General features: G+C 55.5%; 14 protein-coding genes. 11 read left to right on the top strand and 3 right to left on the bottom strand.

What is annotated here, in order from left to right:
• Nucleotides 1-9: 9 nt before the first annotated feature.
• From ACRBCU_RS00980 to ACRBCU_RS00970, 3 genes are all read right to left on the bottom strand, one after another.
• Complete coding sequence (locus ACRBCU_RS00980) at nt 10-1,083, bottom strand: PEP/pyruvate-binding domain-containing protein (protein WP_431363484.1); 1,074 nt, start codon at nt 1,081-1,083, stop codon at nt 10-12.
• 3 nt (nt 1,084-1,086) lie between these two features.
• Entirely contained in the window at nt 1,087-2,313 is a 1,227-nt protein-coding gene (locus ACRBCU_RS00975) for a cytochrome P450 (protein WP_431363483.1), read from the bottom strand.
• A gap of 104 nt (nt 2,314-2,417) precedes the next feature.
• Nucleotides 2,418-3,851, bottom strand: a complete 1,434-nt coding sequence (locus tag ACRBCU_RS00970) for an AfsR/SARP family transcriptional regulator (protein ID WP_431363482.1) — start codon at nt 3,849-3,851, stop codon at nt 2,418-2,420.
• Nucleotides 3,852-3,953: 102 nt separating this feature from the next.
• Between ACRBCU_RS00970 and ACRBCU_RS00965 the strand changes: the two genes are divergently transcribed.
• The 11 genes from ACRBCU_RS00965 to ACRBCU_RS00915 all read left to right on the top strand — a co-directional run bounded on the left by ACRBCU_RS00965 (nt 3,954) and on the right by ACRBCU_RS00915 (nt 16,361).
• On the top strand, nt 3,954-5,555 hold the full coding sequence (locus ACRBCU_RS00965) for a GMC family oxidoreductase (protein WP_431363481.1): 1,602 nt from the start codon (nt 3,954-3,956) through the stop codon (nt 5,553-5,555).
• Between the two features lie 39 nt (nt 5,556-5,594).
• Nucleotides 5,595-6,848, top strand: a complete 1,254-nt coding sequence (locus ACRBCU_RS00960) for an ABC transporter substrate-binding protein (RefSeq protein WP_431363480.1) — start codon at nt 5,595-5,597, stop codon at nt 6,846-6,848.
• Nucleotides 6,849-6,916: 68 nt separating this feature from the next.
• The gene (locus ACRBCU_RS00955; RefSeq protein WP_431363479.1) at nt 6,917-7,873 is read left to right on the top strand and encodes a branched-chain amino acid ABC transporter permease; all 957 of its coding nucleotides are present in this window, start codon (nt 6,917-6,919) and stop codon (nt 7,871-7,873) included.
• A gap of 1 nt (nt 7,874) precedes the next feature.
• Nucleotides 7,875-9,638 (top strand): branched-chain amino acid ABC transporter ATP-binding protein/permease, encoded by a 1,764-nt coding sequence (locus ACRBCU_RS00950; protein WP_431363478.1) that lies wholly within the window; start codon nt 7,875-7,877, stop codon nt 9,636-9,638.
• On the top strand, nt 9,635-10,372 hold the full coding sequence (locus ACRBCU_RS00945) for an ABC transporter ATP-binding protein (RefSeq protein WP_431363477.1): 738 nt from the start codon (nt 9,635-9,637) through the stop codon (nt 10,370-10,372). The genes ACRBCU_RS00950 and ACRBCU_RS00945 overlap by 4 nt, the downstream gene beginning before the upstream one ends.
• Nucleotides 10,373-10,577: 205 nt before the next feature.
• Nucleotides 10,578-11,759 carry a helix-turn-helix domain-containing protein gene (locus ACRBCU_RS00940; protein ID WP_431363476.1) on the top strand — a complete coding sequence of 394 codons (1,182 nt, stop codon included), beginning with the start codon at nt 10,578-10,580 and terminating at the stop codon, nt 11,757-11,759.
• A 244-nt stretch (nt 11,760-12,003) separates the two neighbouring features.
• On the top strand, nt 12,004-12,363 hold the full coding sequence (locus ACRBCU_RS00935) for a glycine zipper family protein (RefSeq protein WP_431363475.1): 360 nt from the start codon (nt 12,004-12,006) through the stop codon (nt 12,361-12,363).
• A 187-nt stretch (nt 12,364-12,550) separates the two neighbouring features.
• Nucleotides 12,551-13,402 carry an SDR family oxidoreductase gene (locus ACRBCU_RS00930; RefSeq protein ID WP_431363474.1) on the top strand — a complete coding sequence of 284 codons (852 nt, stop codon included), beginning with the start codon at nt 12,551-12,553 and terminating at the stop codon, nt 13,400-13,402.
• 31 nt (nt 13,403-13,433) lie between these two features.
• Nucleotides 13,434-14,096, top strand: a complete 663-nt coding sequence (locus ACRBCU_RS00925) for a hypothetical protein (RefSeq protein ID WP_431363473.1) — start codon at nt 13,434-13,436, stop codon at nt 14,094-14,096.
• Between the two features lie 29 nt (nt 14,097-14,125).
• A complete protein-coding gene (locus ACRBCU_RS00920; protein WP_431363472.1) occupies nt 14,126-15,166 on the top strand; it encodes a serine hydrolase domain-containing protein in 1,041 nt (346 codons plus the stop codon).
• 130 nt (nt 15,167-15,296) lie between these two features.
• On the top strand, nt 15,297-16,361 hold the full coding sequence (locus ACRBCU_RS00915) for a serine hydrolase domain-containing protein (protein ID WP_431363471.1): 1,065 nt from the start codon (nt 15,297-15,299) through the stop codon (nt 16,359-16,361).
• Nucleotides 16,362-16,428 lie beyond the last annotated feature (67 nt).

Below are 16,428 nucleotides of genomic sequence, written 5' to 3'. Positions count from 1 at the left end.
GAAATTTTCTTATTTTGCTTTTACTTTGCCCGCGTATGGGTTGGTGAGCGTGTTGGTGATGCTCGCCATGCCCATCGCATAGGGGTTCTTTGGTTTCTCTTTGACCTTTTGCGACCAGATGGTTTCGGGTCGGCTTTGCAGGGCCAGCAGGTTTTCCCCGTCTGGCAAATCGGCATCGATGGCCCATTCCACGTCCTGCGGGCACTTCTTTTGACGCTCTAGCGACTTGGCCAGCATTGCAACGGCGAGCACCTCTTTATCGGTGAGGCTGGTCTCTGTGTTGCGCGGCGCTTCAACAGGGCGCTCAACGGCTTCGCCTTTCGAGGCATCGCCGATGAGTTCGATATGTTTGTCAGAAATCGTGCGGTCGAGGATTTCTTCCAAAACCTTTTCAACAACAAAATTGTCGGGCGTAACGGTGCCAGAAACGACGGTTTCCCCAAGGCCCCAAGCGGAGTCGATCACGATGCGCGTGCGATCCCCTGTGTTGGGATCAAGCGTCATCGCAACGCCCGCCGCTTTGGCATTCACCATCTTTTGCACGGCGACGCTCATTAGCGTTTCGATATGTGGGATTTCGTTCTTTTCGCGGTAGGCAATCGCGCGCGCTGTGAACAAAGACGCCCAGCAATCGCGCACCTTGTCGACCACATCATCCGCGCCGATCACCCAAAGATAGGTGTCCTGCTGACCCGCGAAGGAGGCATCGGGCAGGTCTTCGGCCGTAGCAGAGGAGCGCACAGCAACGGGAATATTGTCGCCCATGGCGGCGTAGGCGTCGCGGATCGCTTGCTCTACTTTCTTAGGCAGATGGTGCGAGCGAAAGCGCACTTGGATCGCTTGGGCCGCTTCGTCCAACGCAAAGAAGTCTTCTGGGTCTAACCCCTTTAAGTGGTTTTCCAATTCTGCGTGCAGATTGGTTTCCTCCAGCATCGCGACATAGGCATCCGTGGTCACCGCGTAACCCGGAGGCACCGCAACACCCGCGCCTGTCATGTCTCCGAGCGAGGCGCACTTGCCGCCGACGCGGTTGAAATCATCTTCATTGATCTGGTCAAACGGAAGTGTGTAAAGATTGCTCATGGCTCACCCCTGCGGCTTGATGAAGAGTTTGTCGGGCACGCGGAACGAGATGCTCGGCAGATAGTTGATCGGATGCCCGTCAGCGATTTGGAGATTGGGGAAACGGCGCGTGAGTTCCCGCAGCGTGATGCCGAATTCCAGCTTGGCGAGTTGAAAGCCGATGCAGAAGTGGATGCCGTAGCCAAAGCTAAGATGCGTGCGCGCGTTGCCGCGTTCGATGTCAAACTCTTCGCCGCCCGGAAAGACGCTGTCATCGCGATTGCCAGAGCCCATGATGACCAGAATATTCGCGCCCTCTGGAATATCCACACCGCCAATTTGCGTGTCTTTCTTCGCCATACGGCGCCAAGACACGATGGAAGGCGCATAGCGCAAGATTTCCTCAGTCGCGCTGCGGATCTTGCTTGGGTCCGCGCAAAGGGCGTCCCAGGCATCGCGGTTGTCCATCAACACCTTGAGCGAATTTGCCATCAAGGTCGTGGTTGTTTCGTGTCCTGCGAAAAGCACCGAGTACATGACGCCCGCGATCTCTTCGTCGGTGATATCCGCGCCATCGGCCTGCGCGCGCACCATATCGCTGGGGAAGTCATCACCCGGCTCGGCTTTGCGGGCGGCGACAAGAGCACGGCAATAGTTCCAGTAATCCACCATGCCTTGGGCGTGTGGGATTTGATCGTCGCCCTTAAGGTTACCCCATGTCAGAAGCGCGCGGCTCGTGGCCCAATCTTTAACCTTGTCGACGTCCTCATCAGGGATACCCATCAAGGTGAACAACACCAAAGCAGGCACGGGGTAAGCAACCTCGCGGAAGAAATCGATTTCCTCTTGGCCTTCCAGCTTGTCCAAATGCCGTTTCACGATCTCTTCGATCTGCGGCTCAATCGCTTTGAAACGGCGTGGGCTAAAGGCGGTCTGGGCGACTTTGCGAATGCGTGTATGCGTTGGCGGTGTGCGCGCGGAAAGGCCCGACGTAAAACCACCCGCCTTGACGATTTTTTTGGCGGCCTCGTCCAGCGGGGTCACAGGGGATTGCGCGTTTTCAGACGAAAATGTTTCCCAATCATCAAAGACCGCTTTGACGTCATCATAGCGTGAGACGATCCAGTATCCTGTGTCTTCGTGGTAGAAAACAGGTGCCTCTCCACGGAAGTTTTGCCAGTCACCATGAGGTGCGCTTAGGTCGTACGGATCGTACCCGCCCACAGGGCAGATTGGTCTTTGCACATTCATCGATTTTCCTCCCAGTGGCCGACTCTGTCGACCGTTCTTTCACCCTAGGAACAGTTCTTTGGTTTTTCTTTGGCTCTTCAAAAAAACGCCAAAACCCACCTCAATTACGAGGCTAACCGCTTATAAAGTTTATAAAATGCAGTGTTTTGCAAGTCAGCTTGGCGTTGATCAGAAGCCGCCAAGAACTGCTCATACTGGCGATCAATCGCTTCGAATCTCCCTTGAAGATGCAGCACGCGCATAGTCTCCATGTTCGTCGACTCATTGGCCATATCGATGCTGAGCGCCTTGTGGCATTTTTCCAACGCTTCATCAGCGAGCCCCTCGCTGCGCAACACGGTCGACATATCGCGCAACAGTTTCAACGCCATTTGACAAAGCCACCGACGGCGCGGGCGGCACCAGTCCTCCAGATCGTTATGCGTATATTCAATGGGCAGATCTTCAAACAAATCGCCCTGATACTGCCGCTCGGCTGCGCGATATATCCGCAGCGCACCGGTGGGGTCGTCCTGTTTGGCCAGCGCGAGACCACGGCGGCAACCTTGTTCAAACGCAGAGATATCCGTCCAACTGCCCTGCGGCGCGTTCAGGCGATAATACTCGCCTTCCCGCAGCACCGATGACTTATCGCCCAGCGCTTTGCGCAGCATTGCAATTGCATGGTGCAGGCGCGCGCGTTTGCGTGTCTCATCCGCTTGATCGGGCCAAATGAGTTCGCCAATCCTGTCCGCCTGAGCGCCGCTTTCACCGCTCAAAAGCAGATAACAAAACAGCGCCCGTGTCTTATGCGCCGCCCCTCCCGGCGTGGTCCATTCCACCAACCTGCCGCTTTGATAAACCCGCAGGCGCCCAAGGCACCTGATTTGCCAGCGATCCGCGGTGCGATCGGCGAGGTCAATCTTGTGACTGTTGTCCAGCCACATCGGACTGCTACCACGCGCATAGCCGCGATCATCCGGGTCCAGAATTTGCAAACCTGCATGATCCGGCACGACACGGCCCAGCAAAAACGCGAGCTGCTCATCGGCTCCAGCGCTCAAGCGCAAACGTGTCGGCAACCAAAACGGATTTTCGTAAACGCCAGACGGCGCTAGGAACTGGCGATGCCCGCGCAGCGCGACCTGCATTTGCGTCTCAAGCAGATGGGTATGGTTGTAGACAGAAATCACGCTGCACGACCCAGACTCGACGAGTTGCTCAACAACCCCGCCCCAGGTTTCCAGCGCGTTCTCCGCATCCAAAGCGTTGAAGCACCAAGCCATGTCCACGATCAAAACTGCGTTGCCAGAATGCCCGCCAAGCAGCACTCCAAGAGCATCTACAATCGACTGAGAATCCAGCAAATCGCTGTTCAGGGCGGCTTGTGAAAAAGAGATAGGAGCCTCTGGATACAGCGCATCCAGAAATGCTGGGCTGTCGGAAACCTTTAAAACAACTGATTCCCCATCTAGGCTGCTGAGCGCAGTGGCGATACCCTTACTATCTGATAAATCAGCGAAAAATGCTGCATCCCTAAGATTTTTATCTGCACTCATTTGGAATTCTCCCGACTGCCGCTCCAAGCATACCAAAGAAGAACCAAAGAAATCGCAATAGGCTTTTCTAGTGAGACAACACGTCTCAGTTTGGGAGACTCCATGACAATCTTTGATTACGTCATCGTAGGCGCAGGATCATCAGGCGCTGTGCTGGCTAATCGGCTGAGCGCCGATCCAAAGATATCTGTGTGCCTCATCGAGGCAGGTGGCACAGGCCGCTCTCCCCTTGTGACGACGCCGCTTGGTGTGATGCTTTTGCCGCGTCTTTCCAGTTTCAATTGGCAGTTCAACTCGACACCGCAAAGCGCCTTGAACAATCGCGAGATTGGTATTCCACGGGGCAAGGCCTTGGGCGGGTCCTCTGCGATCAACGGCATGGTCTACATTCGCGGACACCGCGATGATTACGACGATTGGGCAAATGATGGCTGTACAGGTTGGGGCTATGATGATGTGTTGCCCTACTTCAAAAAGTCCGAAGCCAACGCGGATTTGGACCTTGATGATGCGTTGCATGGCCGCAACGGGCCTTTGTCAGTCACGCAGCAACGCGACCCAAACCCTATGGATCAAGCCTTTATCGAGGCGGCAGGGCAGTTGCAGATGGGCCTATGCCCCGACTTCAACGTGGCCGCGCCCGAGGGCGTTGGCATCTATCAAGTCACGCAAAAAGATGGGCGGCGCCATTCCACAGCGGCTGCTTTTCTACAGGGCATCGAAACACGTCCAAACCTGAAAATCGAAACGGGCGCGGCTGTTCAGCATGTCGCGACCACTGCCGAAGGTGGCTCAGTCACCTTGTGCAGAGCAGATGGAACGCAGGCCATCGTCCAAGCGCGCGGCGAGGTCATTCTATCGGCTGGCGCGATCGGATCGCCTGACATCCTGCTGCGCTCAGGCATTGGCGCGGGGGCCGCTTTGCAAAGCGCTGGCGTCGAAGTTGTGAATGATCTCAAAGGCGTGGGTCAAAACCTGCACGATCATGTGGACGTCATGGTGATTTCCAAGAGCACGTCCATAGTGCCATATGGCGTGTCCCTCAAAGCTTTGCCAAAGCTTGCCCTTGAAGGGCTCAAATGGACCTTTGCCCGCCGCGGGATGCTCTCGTCCAATATGGTCGAAGCGGGTGGCTTTGTCCGCTCCAATCCTGCCGAGCCGCGCCCTGATATTCAGTTCCATCTCATCCCCGGCCGCAAGAGCCTGCGTGGACGGTTGATCGAATACGGCCACGGCGTTTCGCTGCACACTTGCGTTTTGCAACCCAAAAGTCGCGGGTCCGTGACGCGTAATAGTCCTGATGGCGCGGCGCAGATTGATCTCGGTCTGCTGACCCATGACGATGACATGATGCGCATGATCCGTGGCGTCAAACTCGCGCGGGAAATCTTGGCCCAAAGCCCGATGCACAAGCATGGTCTGAGCGAATTGCTACCTGGTGCAGAGGCGCAATCGGACGAACAGATAGCCGAGTTTATCCGCGCCGAAGCGCGCACTGTCTATCACCCTGTCGGCACCTGCGCGATGGGCACTGGCCAGAGCGCTGTCGTTGACGCACGCCTTCGCGTTCACGGCTCCCCCCGTCTGCGCGTCGTGGACGCATCCATCATGCCCAAGATTGTGAGCGGCAACACAAATGCCCCCGCAATCATGATCGCCGAAAAAGCGGCCGATATGATCTTGGAGGATCGAAAAGCCGCCTAACGAACCAAAGAAACCGTCATTTTCTGGGAGGAAAAACAAATGACCAAATTCAACACGCTTGCAGTCGCTGCGGGCATCGGACTTGCGGGATTTGCAGGCCAAGCCATGGCCGATCCGATCTGCGGCATGAACACCGGCGAGGCCGCGACAGGCGCGCCAGTCATTGTTGGCGGCATCCACGGCAACGCAGCGCCGGGTGATTTTTCTGCGTCGACAGATGCGGCAAAGGCCTATTTCGATTGCGTGAATGCCAATGGAGGCATCAACGGTCGTCCAATTGATTACCGCGTCGAGAATGATCAGTGGAACCCAGAGGCGGCGGCGCAAGCGGCAGCGAAACTGGTCGATGACGCGGGCGCGGTTGCTCTGGTTGGCAATGGCTCCTTCATGGAAATGGCTGTGAATGCGCAGACTTATGTGGACAAGGGCATCATGGTAATGGCCTCGGCCTGCGCGATTTCAGAGTGCCACGAGACGCCGAACATTGTTTCAACCAACCAAGGGCCGTTGCCGTCTAACTTGGGTGCAACGCAATATGCACAAGAAGAATTGGGCGCGACGAACGTTGCCTGCATCGCACTGAACATTCCCAACAACGGACCTTGGTCGTGTAAGGAAAGCATCGGTTTGATGGAAGCGCGCGGCGGCTCTGGCTCAATGGCGCTGCTGAACCCTGGCGCGCCTGACGTAAATTCCGCTTTGCTTGAGGCGATTTCAACAGGCGCTGATACGATCCTTCTGAACCTGCCAGCCGGCCTTGCGATTGCGGTTCTAAAAGCTGCGGAAGAGCAAGACCTGCGCGAGGCTTACAACTGGATTGCGCCGACGCCGCTCTATGATCTTTCTGTGCCTGCGGCCCTTGGCGAGTATTGGGACGGCGCGGTTTACGTGAACGCAGAGCTTGCGCCATTCTCGGTCAATGGCCCTGACGCGCAGAACTTCCTCAAGGTGATGGACGCGCATGCGAACCCGGATGACCCACGCGATACATTCGCGCAATCGGGTTATTTGTCCGCGTCCTATTTCGTCAAGCGTATGCTGGAAATGGATCCAGCCGATCTGGATGACCGCGCCAAGGTGACTGACGCAATCCGCTCTATCTCTGGCTACACGTCCGATTTGATGTGCGGGCCATATTATGTGGGCGATGCGGATTTCCACATGCCGAACCACGCGGGGTACATGACCAAGATCGTTGATGGTGGATATGAAATCGTGCGCGAATGCTATGAATTCGATAGCGCCTATTTCGAGCCGCATCTGGCGATTGAAAAAGAGCTCGGCCTGCGCTGATCCAAGCGACATCTGAAACGACTGGCGACGGGTTTTCTGCCGCCAGATATGGCTTGGGAGGTCAGCGCGTGACACGCGGAACCATTCTTAACGCGGTGCTTTATCTGGGTGCCATGACGCTTATCATTCTCCTGCTTGGATGGGGCAAACCCAGCAAAGTGCTGGGGCTATTCTTTGTCTCAGGCCTTGCGGTCGGCTCGCTTTATGCGCTTGGCGGCATTGGCCTTGTGGTGCTTTACCGCGCGACTGGCGTTCTCAATTTCGCCAACGGCGCGGCTGGTGCAGCGGGCGCTATGACCGCATGGCAGCTGGCGCAATGGCAGGTTTGGCCGCCCATCGCGTGGCTCTCCTGCATCCTTGTTGCCCTCGTTATTTCTCTTGCTTATGGACGTTTTCTCGCGCCGCTTTTGGCGTGGCGTGAACCCGTGGTGAAAGCCGTGGCGACATTGGGGTTTGCCCTTATTATCTTAGGTCTTGTCAGCTTTATCTGGGTTGATGATCCGCGCAGCCTAACGCTCCCCACGGATAAAATAGGTGTCCGCATTCTGGGCATGCGCGTGACCGTGACGCGGCTGATCGTGATCGTCACATCCATTGCACTTGTCATCGGCATTTGGGCCTATCTGAACTACACGGCTGTCGGATTGCAAATGCGCTCGCTCGCCAATGATCGTGACCTGTCCGCGCTCATCGGCATCCCGATCCTGCGCGTTGAAACAATCGCTTGGGCGCTGAGCGGCGTTATCGCAGGTTTCACGGGCCTGATGTTTGGCGATCTCATTCGTCTGGAGCCAACGGTCATCACCTTCATGGTGATCCCCTCTATTGCCGCCGCAATTTGCGGGCGGCTTGAGCATCTCTCTTTGGTGCTGATTGGTGGCCTGTCGATGGGCGTTATTGAAAGTCTCCTGACCCTGTCAACATTGCTCAAAGGCGTGCGCCCCGTCGCGCCCTTCGCAATCGCGGCGCTCGTGCTGCTTTGGTATCAGCGCAGCAATCGGCTGACATTCGGCGGGGGAGATTGATATGAATACGCCCCTCCTCCAAGTCACCCGCTCAGGCGCTGCTGGCCTCGCTTTTGCCGCTTTTTGCTTCTTTATCGTGCCGCTCATTGTCGGCTCTTTCTGGCTGAGTGTTTTCACCTCCACAGCCTGCTTTGCCCTTGCCGCCGCCGGCGTTGCATTCATGTATGCGCGTCTTGGCATGGTGAGCCTGACCCAAGTCGGACTGATGGGGGTCGGCGGTTGGGTCATGTTGCGGCTGAACTATGCTTTAGCCATGCCCTTTGAGGTCAATCTGATCCTCGCAGGTTTGATCACCATGACCCTCGGCATGATCCTAGCCCTGCCCGCCCTGCGCCTGCGCGGTCTCTATCTGGCCCTTGTCACATTGATGGCGGCAGGTGGGTTGGAGATCATCTTCGCGACCTTCCGGTTTCCTAATGGCGGCGGCGGTTTTTGGGGCGTCAAAACAGGCACGACCACGTCAATGACCCGCCCCATCTTTGCAGTCTCGGACGCAGGTTATCTGCGCTACACGATTTTTGTCGCAACGCTGGGTTTCTTGCTGATCGAACTGACGCGCAGACTGACACCGGGGCGCGCATGGGCGATGATCCGGCGCTCTGAAGCGGCGGCCATGTCGGCGGGCATCAACGTCACGCTCTATAAAACTGTGGCCTTTGCGCTGGCGGGGCTCATTGGTGGATTGGCGGGCGGTTTGCTCGCTGGCAGTCTCGGCTTGCTGGATGGCGGAACGTTCAGAGCGAGCGAGAGCATCCTGATCTTTGCCCTCGCCGTCGTTGGCGGCGCGCGCTACTGGCTTGGCGTCGTTATTGCCGCCGCGCTGTTTCGCATCGTGCCTGCATTGTTGAATAACTGGGGCGTTGATGCAGACCTGTCTTTTGTCATTTTCGGCGCTGGCCTACTGCATGCGGTGATCACTGCGCCTAACGGGATCGCGGGCCAAGTGCTGGATGGCCTTTCCAAACGCGCCAGCACCAAACTGCCCCCGCTTGAGCCATCGCAAATTGATGCACCGACAAGCGAGACTGTGAACACTACAAACTCCACCATCAAGGTCGACGACATCACAGTTCAATTCGGCGGCGTGCGCGCGCTTGATAATATCAGCGTTGAAATGAGCCAGCCGATCAGCGGTATCATTGGCCCGAATGGCGCTGGCAAGACCACTTTGATGAATGTCTTTTCAGGTTTCATTACACCAAAAGCAGGCAAGATCACCGTTGACGGTTTTGATCTGAGCACGCTCAGCCCACATCAACGAAGCCAATGGGGTTTACGACGCTCATTCCAGAAGGAAGAGATTTCCGAAGACCTCACCGTCGCTGAAAATGTACGCGTTCAGATTGATACGACCTCTATGAGCGCCTTTGAAAAAAACGAACAGGTCGCGAGAGCGCTTGCCTATGTTGGCATGAGTTCCAAAGCGCAGGTGAGCGGCGCGACCCTCAACACCTTTGAACGTCGACTGACAGACATCGCCAAATGCATCGTTGGTGCGCCTAAACTCATCATGTTTGATGAACCCGCTGGTGGCTTGTCAGTTCAAGAAACCCAAGCGCTTGGCAATCTGATCCTTGGCATTCACAACCATACGGGCGCGCATGTATTGTTGATTGATCACGACGTTGATCTGATCGCGCGCATTTGCGCAGAAACCTTGGTGATTGACTTTGGCGTACCAATCGCCTTCGGCACCACAGCCGACGTGCTCGCGGATCCCAAAGTCAAAGCGGCTTATCTTGGCACAGAGGAGATCACAGCATGAGCCTTGAAATCAAAGGCTTGAGCGTTCAAGCCTCTGGCAAAGACGTTGTCACCAATGTCAGTTTCTCGCTCGATCCGGGCAAGGTAACCGCCATTCTCGGCTCAAACGGCGCGGGAAAATCCGAACTGGTTCTCGGCATAGCTGGCGTTATGCCAATTAGCGCAGGCACCGTGCTTATCGAAGGCTCAGACATCACAGGAAAATCGCCAGATATCGTGCGCTCATCTGGCGTCGCGGCCGTACCAGAGGGGCACAAAGTACTCACTCAGCTCTCAGTCGACGAAAATCTAAGAGCGGCGGGATCACTGCGTTGGGCCGACTTGGAAGAAAATCTTCGAAAGACCTACGAACGCTTTCCCGAACTCGCAGAGCGCAAAGGGCAATTGGCTGGAACGTTATCGGGCGGACAGCAGCAAATGGTGGCCCTTGGGCACGCATTGATGAGCGCCCCGAACTATCTCATTATCGACGAAATGTCGCTCGGCCTCGCGCCATTGATCGTTAAGCGCTTATTCAGGGTCGTTGAAGAATTGCAGGCGCAGGGCGTCGGGATCGTATTGATCGAACAGTTCACCGACTTGGCGCTTAACCTTGCTGGTCACGCCATTGTTTTACGAAGCGGCCGGTGCCAATACTCTGGTTCTGCAAAAACGCTGTTGGCCAACCCCGATCTCTTGGATGAAGCCTACTTTGGAGCAGGACATCACCGCGCAGGAACTGCGATCGGCGCGTAACGCCCAAACGCAGATGACTCAGCAGAGACAACCCAAGCGCTATCCATCGCGAGTGCTTAGTTCGCGCATGACAGGATCGCAGCGATTCCCAAGGTCAGCTACTGAGAGCCAAGCGCCTTTCAATCACCACGTGTGGGCGCTTGAGCGTGCGACGACTTTGACTTTCGTTTTGCGGCACTAGATAAATCCGCCGTGAGGTCGCTGCATGATGGAAATCCACGAAAACCTGTATTTTGAACATCTCGGCGTAGCGGGCGCGCTTGCTGTGTCTGTTTTCGTGCTGTTCGGGTTATTGTTGCGCTTGCGCGAGACACCTCAGCCGCGCATGCATATTTGGGCGATGATCGCGTTCTTCTTGGTCAACATCTGCGACGGTCTGAATTCTTTCGCCTATTCGGATACATTCGACGGACCCGCGACGCTGTATCAGTGGAACAACGTGATCATTCCGGGATTCATGGTTGCGCTGTACTTCTATGTGCGCGCTTTGACCAGCGCTGCGCCCAAGCTTAAGCGCGCCGATATTATCCATCTCCTCCCCTTTGTCGTCGGTTTTCTATGCCTTTCGCCGTCCCTGATTTTGCCAGGCGACGTGCGACAAGACCTAGCCATCGGCACAGTATCAGACCGACACAGGGCGTTTATCGATATTGGCGAGACGGCATTCTGGATTGTTTGGGTGATCATTCTTGTTGTGTATGGCACGATCTGCATCAGGCGGCTGATCCTGCACAAACGCAATATTCGTGATGTTTTCTCTGATCTCGAAGGGAAAACGCTGCGTTGGCTCGATGGATTGGTCGCAACGATCCTGATTATTGCGCTGATCGTTATCATTGACGAGATTGGTCAAATGTTGGGATACCGCTCGCTGCGAGACGGGGTTTGGTCCTTGCTGTTCGACGTTACCCTGCCCGTATCATTTGGCATTTTCGCCCTGCGCGCAGATCCACCGTTGCCTGAGTGGACCGGAGCGGTACTGCAGGAAGCGCCCCCCGCAGAGCGCGATCAAGCAGCGTCGCGATACGCGCGATCCGGCCTAACGGAAATCGACCTTGATCGATACGCGGCACGTCTGGAAAAGCGCATGGCGGACAGGCAGCTTTGGCGCGATCACAATTTGAACCTGCGCGGCCTTGCCGCCGAGGTCGCGATCCCTCCTATTCACTTGTCTGAAGTGCTCAACACCAAAATCGGCAAGCCCTTTTACGACTACGTAAATCAATGCAGGATTCGCGATGCCTGTGAATTGCTGATCCATACCAATGATACCATCATTGAAATCAGCGAAACCGTCGGCTTCAACGCTAAATCTACATTCAACACCAGCTTTAAGAAGGTCACGGATCAAACGCCATCGCAATGGCGGGCCACGCACAAGCCATAAGCAGTGCTCCAAACGTTCAGATACGCTGGCTGAACGGTTTTCAGCCCAACAAAATCAGAAGCTAAGTAAATGAAATATAATAAGTTTACCTGAAACCAGTTCGAGCCAGCTTGTTCGAACGTTCGGGCCAGCCTGTCAGGTCGCACATAATGCCCGGCGCGCCGTATTCCTTTTCACATCGCTGTTGCACTGATCGGACCGTCCGGCAAATGCGGCGGCCAAAATGTTGAAAAGGACCAATTTGATGAAACAAATGATCGTACTTCCTGCCTTTCTTACGCTCGCTGCATGTGCGGATAGCGGGGCAAACTATCAACCCATTCTGGATGGCGCGCCGACCGCGGCGTACCAGTCTGATTTGGCGGCCTGCCAATCGCTTGCGCGCAATCAAAACCAGTTCGATCAGGAGACTGTTGGGGCCGCTGTTCTTGGCGCTGGCACCGGCGCAATTTTGGGCAAGGTGGATGAAGATGGCGACGCTTTGGGCGGTGCCATCGTTGGCGCGCTTGTTGGCGGCGCGGCTGGTGCTGGCAACGCGAGCGAGCGGCGGGAAAGCATTGTTATAGAGTGCCTGCGTGGTCGTGGCTATCGGGTCGTCGGCTAATGGCAAGTATAACGCCCGACATCTTTTACCTTCGCTCGCGCCGATTTTACGCGCTTTATCAACTTTTGACCGGCGCGCCGCATTGCGAGCTGCCAACCCAGACCGAACGCGCAGAGGCGTTGCCGCCAACGGGAGCGTTCATAACCGAGCCGTGCAAGCATGGCGCTCAAACAAGGAGAACAGAGACATGAAACGCGTTTTCATCGCGGGAGCGACTGGGTATCTGGGCAAGTTTCTTTGCCAAGAATACCAGCAACGTGGCTGGCATGTCACCGCATTGGTCCGCAAATCTAGCAAGGGCACTAACCTGCCCGCCGACCGTATCATTGAAGCAGAGGCGACATGGTCTGAGAGTTTGAAAGGGATCATGAAGGATATTGATCTGGTGGTTTCCGCATTGGGGATCACGCGTCAGAGCGACGGTGTGGGCTATTGGGATGTGGATTATCAGGCCAATGTGAACCTGCTGGAAGAAGCGTTAAGCAGCAATGTTGCGCAGTTTGCTTTTGTCCATGTGCTGAATGCGGATCGAATGGAAAACGTGCCACTTGTCGCGGCAAAGGCGGCTTTTGTGCGCAGGCTTCAATCTGCTGATATTCGCTCGACCGTCATCGCGCCGACAGGGTATTTTTCTGACATGGGCGATTTTCTGACGATGGCGAAAGCTGGCCGTGTTTGGTTGTTTGGCAGCGGGAAAATGAGGATCAACCCGATCCATGGAGCTGATCTCGCAGCGGCGATTTTTGATGCTGTTCATGAGGGCGCGGTCTGGGCAGATATTGGCGGGCCGGAAACATTCACTCAGAACGAACTTGCCGAGCTTAGCTTTGAAGCCTTGAAAGCCCGCCCGCGCATTACGCATTTGCCCGATGTCTTGCGGCGTTTGACACTGCGGCTTTTGCCGCGCCTTGCACCGCGCCGCATCGCTGGACCTGCACAGTTTTTCTTGACCGCGGGGGCAATGAATATGACCGCGCCGCCTGCGGGCACCCGCAAGCTGGCAGACTATTTCAAATCTCAAGTGGAGCAATCGCTGTGACGCGCAAATCGAAATGGACTGGAGAGCGGTTATGAAACTTCAAACAATCGGCGGCTTTGCTGGCCTGATCTGCGCCGCAACTTATGTGTTCGGTTTCGCCTTTCTGGTCACACTGCTCGCGCCATTGGGCTTTGGCACGGTGGCTATCGACGCCCATGCTGTCGTGCGTTTTATCGACGCCAACCCAGGGGTTCTGATCCTATGGAACAGCGTCATCTATATCTTGAATGCACTGGCCTTGGCGGTTTTGGTTGTTGCGGTTCATCAACGCTTGCATGCTAACACCCCCGGTTGGGCCTCTGTGACCCGAGCCTTTGGTCTAATTTGGGCGACTCTTGTGATCGGGGCTGGGATGATCGCAAACGTGGCTGTTGAGCGCGCGGCCTATCTCGCGCCGCAGGATATGGATCGCGCGGTTACTCTATGGGAGACACTTCATGCGGTCGAATTAGGCTTAGGCGGCGGCAACGAAATCGCTGGCGGTGTTTGGATTGGCTGTGTCAGCCTTGCCGGTTTACTGGGTCGCAGCCTTGGCAAAGTGACGTCCGGCTTGGGTCTTTTGACAGGCGCTGCGGGTTTGCTGACGCTGATCCCTATTTTCGGCGATGTGGCAGGTGCGGTCTTTGGGTTAGGAGCAATTATCTGGTTCATTGCGATTGGTTTGACGCTCCTTTTGAGCCGCACCAACGCATGAACAACTTCAAATTAAATAGGAATAACGCCATGGATCTCGAGCAAATCTTGCAAAAGCTGATCGACGAAGAAGCCGCTAAACCAAAGACACATGGCGTGCTGCTGCGTGTTCATTCCGGTGATGATCGCGTGGACTTCAAGCGCAGCGCAGGTCACGCCACTGACGATACGCGCTTCCCGATTGCGAGCATCACCAAGATGTTCACTGCAACGCTGATTATGCAGTTGGTGGAAGAGACGCAAATTGATCTGAAGCAGAGCGTCCAGAGCATTCTGACAGATGTGGACCTGTCAGGTTTGCATGTGGTGAAGGGAGTAGATTACGGGGCAACCCTGACCATTGGCCAGCTGCTTCACCAAACATCTGGCCTTGCGGACTACTATGAAGACGATTTGGCAACAGATTTGAAAGCAGGTAAGGATCGCAGCTATGGGCTGGCGGATGTGTTGCGGATGACCCGCGCCCTGCCGCCGCAAGCCAGACCAGATAGCGGGCGGTCCTATTATTCTGACACAAATTTTCAGCTCCTTGGCGCGGTGATCGAACGCGCCACAGGCCAGAATTTTGATCAAGCCCTGCAATCGCGCATTTGTGTGCCGCTCGGTCTGACGCAAACCGAGGTGCTGAACGGCACTGACGTCGGCCTTCCAGTCTTTCACAAGGACCATATGCTCGAAGTTCCGCAGATCCTGTCCAGCATGTCGGCAGATGGCAGCATTATTTCGACCTTGGACGAGATGTTGATCTTTTTGCGCGCCTTCATGCAAAATCAGATGTTTGCGCCAGTAACCGCCGCCCAAATGCGCCAATGGAACAAGCTCTTTTTTCCGTTGAATTACGGGTATGGTCTGATGCGGATCAAACTGCCGCGATGGCTGACCCTTTTTCGCGCGACGCCCGAACTAATCGGGCACTCAGGTGCCAGCGGATCATTCGCGTTTTATGCGCCCGCAACTGACATTTACGTAATTGGAACGTTCAATCAAACTGATGCCCCCCGTCGGCCTATCAAATTTATGTTCGATGTCCTGAGTTTGGTTGCGAAACATGGGGCCTCTCCGATCCAATGATGAAAGTGCTCGCCAATCACTCCCAACGCCCCGACAACAGGTTTGCGCCGCTGCATCTTCGCTGCGTCAAAAACGCTGATCAAACAACGCTTGCCAGCATGCGTGCCGTTTTAGACCGAGGCATTTAACGATGGCTCAGCAAAAAGACACATCCCTGCTTGATCAAATGACAAAGCCCTATGAAGGCAAGCAGCATACGGTCGTTGCGCTTAGCTTAAGTGACGGAAAGGTGCAGTTTATCGGGTCAGGACTGAGCGAACCCAAAGCACCAAAAGAGGATCTTATTTTCGAGATCGGGTCGATCACCAAGGTGTTCACTGGCATCTTGCTTGGCGTTCTCGTGGAAGACGGGGCAATCGATCCGCGTGCGCCTTTGTCCGAGACAACGCCCGCTCTGGCCGATGTGCCAAGCTGGATCACGCCGGAACGTTTGACGTCACACACAAGTGGCCTACCCAACATCTACGTTCCAATCTGGAAGGCCTTGTTCCAACAGCGACCCGAAGGCCCCTACGCCAGCTTTACACGCATGGACTTGCTTTCATGGCTTCGCAATTGGCGCGGTAAGGACCCGAAAGGCCATCTGCGCCACAACTATTCCAACCTTGGTGCAGGGTTGTTGGGAGAGGCAATGGCGATGCAGGCGGGCAAACCTTTCACCGAACTTCTTACAGAGCGGGTGCTCCATCCCTTGGGACTGAAAAACACGAGCGGTCATTTGAATGACGCGCAGCAAGCGCGTTTCATGCAACCGAAAAACACATCAGGAAAGCCTGTGCCGCCTTGGACCTTTGATGCTCTGTCTGGCGCGGGCTATCTGCGCTCAACGGCTCGCGATCTCGCGTCCTTCTCTCGAAGTGTCATTCGCGCCATCAACGCGCCCAACACCGTCCTTGATCATGCAATCAAACAAACGGCCAAACCGATTTTTGGTCTAGGTCGCAATGGGCGCGCATATCCCTTTGCCCAATGCTCTGGCTGGATGTCGATGTCGCCGGATCACTCTCAACCTCGCATTCTTTTTGCCAACGGAGGGACCGCAGGTTCAACCTGCGCGCTTTACGTTTGCCCTGAAAAGGAAAGAGCGATTGCAATACTCTCGAATAACGGCGTCGCGGCAAATCTCTGGGCAAGCACCAAACTTAGCTGGTCAAACCCGACGCGCGTGGCACATGACCTTTTAACTACGCCCTAAGCAACACAGTTCATACTAGGCTTTCCATTGGCAATCAGACTGCGAAAAAAAGCGTAACCCAGATAAG

This window comes from Planktotalea sp. (assembly GCF_050633725.1).
In the GTDB taxonomy this organism is placed as follows: domain Bacteria; phylum Pseudomonadota; class Alphaproteobacteria; order Rhodobacterales; family Rhodobacteraceae; genus Planktotalea.
This window is presented reverse-complemented; position numbering and strand designations above follow the sequence as displayed.

Excerpts from the sequence above, each read along its gene's own strand:
- ACRBCU_RS00925 (WP_431363473.1), top strand. The coding sequence starts at position 13,434 with ATGAAACTTCAAACAATCGGCGGCTTTGCTGGCCTGATCTGCGCCGCA.
- ACRBCU_RS00935 (WP_431363475.1), top strand. The coding sequence starts at position 12,004 with ATGAAACAAATGATCGTACTTCCTGCCTTTCTTACGCTCGCTGCATGT.
- ACRBCU_RS00960 (WP_431363480.1), top strand. The coding sequence starts at position 5,595 with ATGACCAAATTCAACACGCTTGCAGTCGCTGCGGGCATCGGACTTGCG.
- ACRBCU_RS00975 (WP_431363483.1), bottom strand. The coding sequence starts at position 2,313 with ATGAATGTGCAAAGACCAATCTGCCCTGTGGGCGGGTACGATCCGTAC.
- ACRBCU_RS00950 (WP_431363478.1), top strand. The coding sequence starts at position 7,875 with ATGAATACGCCCCTCCTCCAAGTCACCCGCTCAGGCGCTGCTGGCCTC.
- ACRBCU_RS00945 (WP_431363477.1), top strand. The coding sequence starts at position 9,635 with ATGAGCCTTGAAATCAAAGGCTTGAGCGTTCAAGCCTCTGGCAAAGAC.
- ACRBCU_RS00915 (WP_431363471.1), top strand. The coding sequence starts at position 15,297 with ATGGCTCAGCAAAAAGACACATCCCTGCTTGATCAAATGACAAAGCCC.
- ACRBCU_RS00980 (WP_431363484.1), bottom strand. The coding sequence starts at position 1,083 with ATGAGCAATCTTTACACACTTCCGTTTGACCAGATCAATGAAGATGAT.
- ACRBCU_RS00970 (WP_431363482.1), bottom strand. The coding sequence starts at position 3,851 with ATGAGTGCAGATAAAAATCTTAGGGATGCAGCATTTTTCGCTGATTTA.
- ACRBCU_RS00940 (WP_431363476.1), top strand. The coding sequence starts at position 10,578 with ATGATGGAAATCCACGAAAACCTGTATTTTGAACATCTCGGCGTAGCG.
- ACRBCU_RS00920 (WP_431363472.1), top strand. The coding sequence starts at position 14,126 with ATGGATCTCGAGCAAATCTTGCAAAAGCTGATCGACGAAGAAGCCGCT.
- ACRBCU_RS00965 (WP_431363481.1), top strand. The coding sequence starts at position 3,954 with ATGACAATCTTTGATTACGTCATCGTAGGCGCAGGATCATCAGGCGCT.
- ACRBCU_RS00930 (WP_431363474.1), top strand. The coding sequence starts at position 12,551 with ATGAAACGCGTTTTCATCGCGGGAGCGACTGGGTATCTGGGCAAGTTT.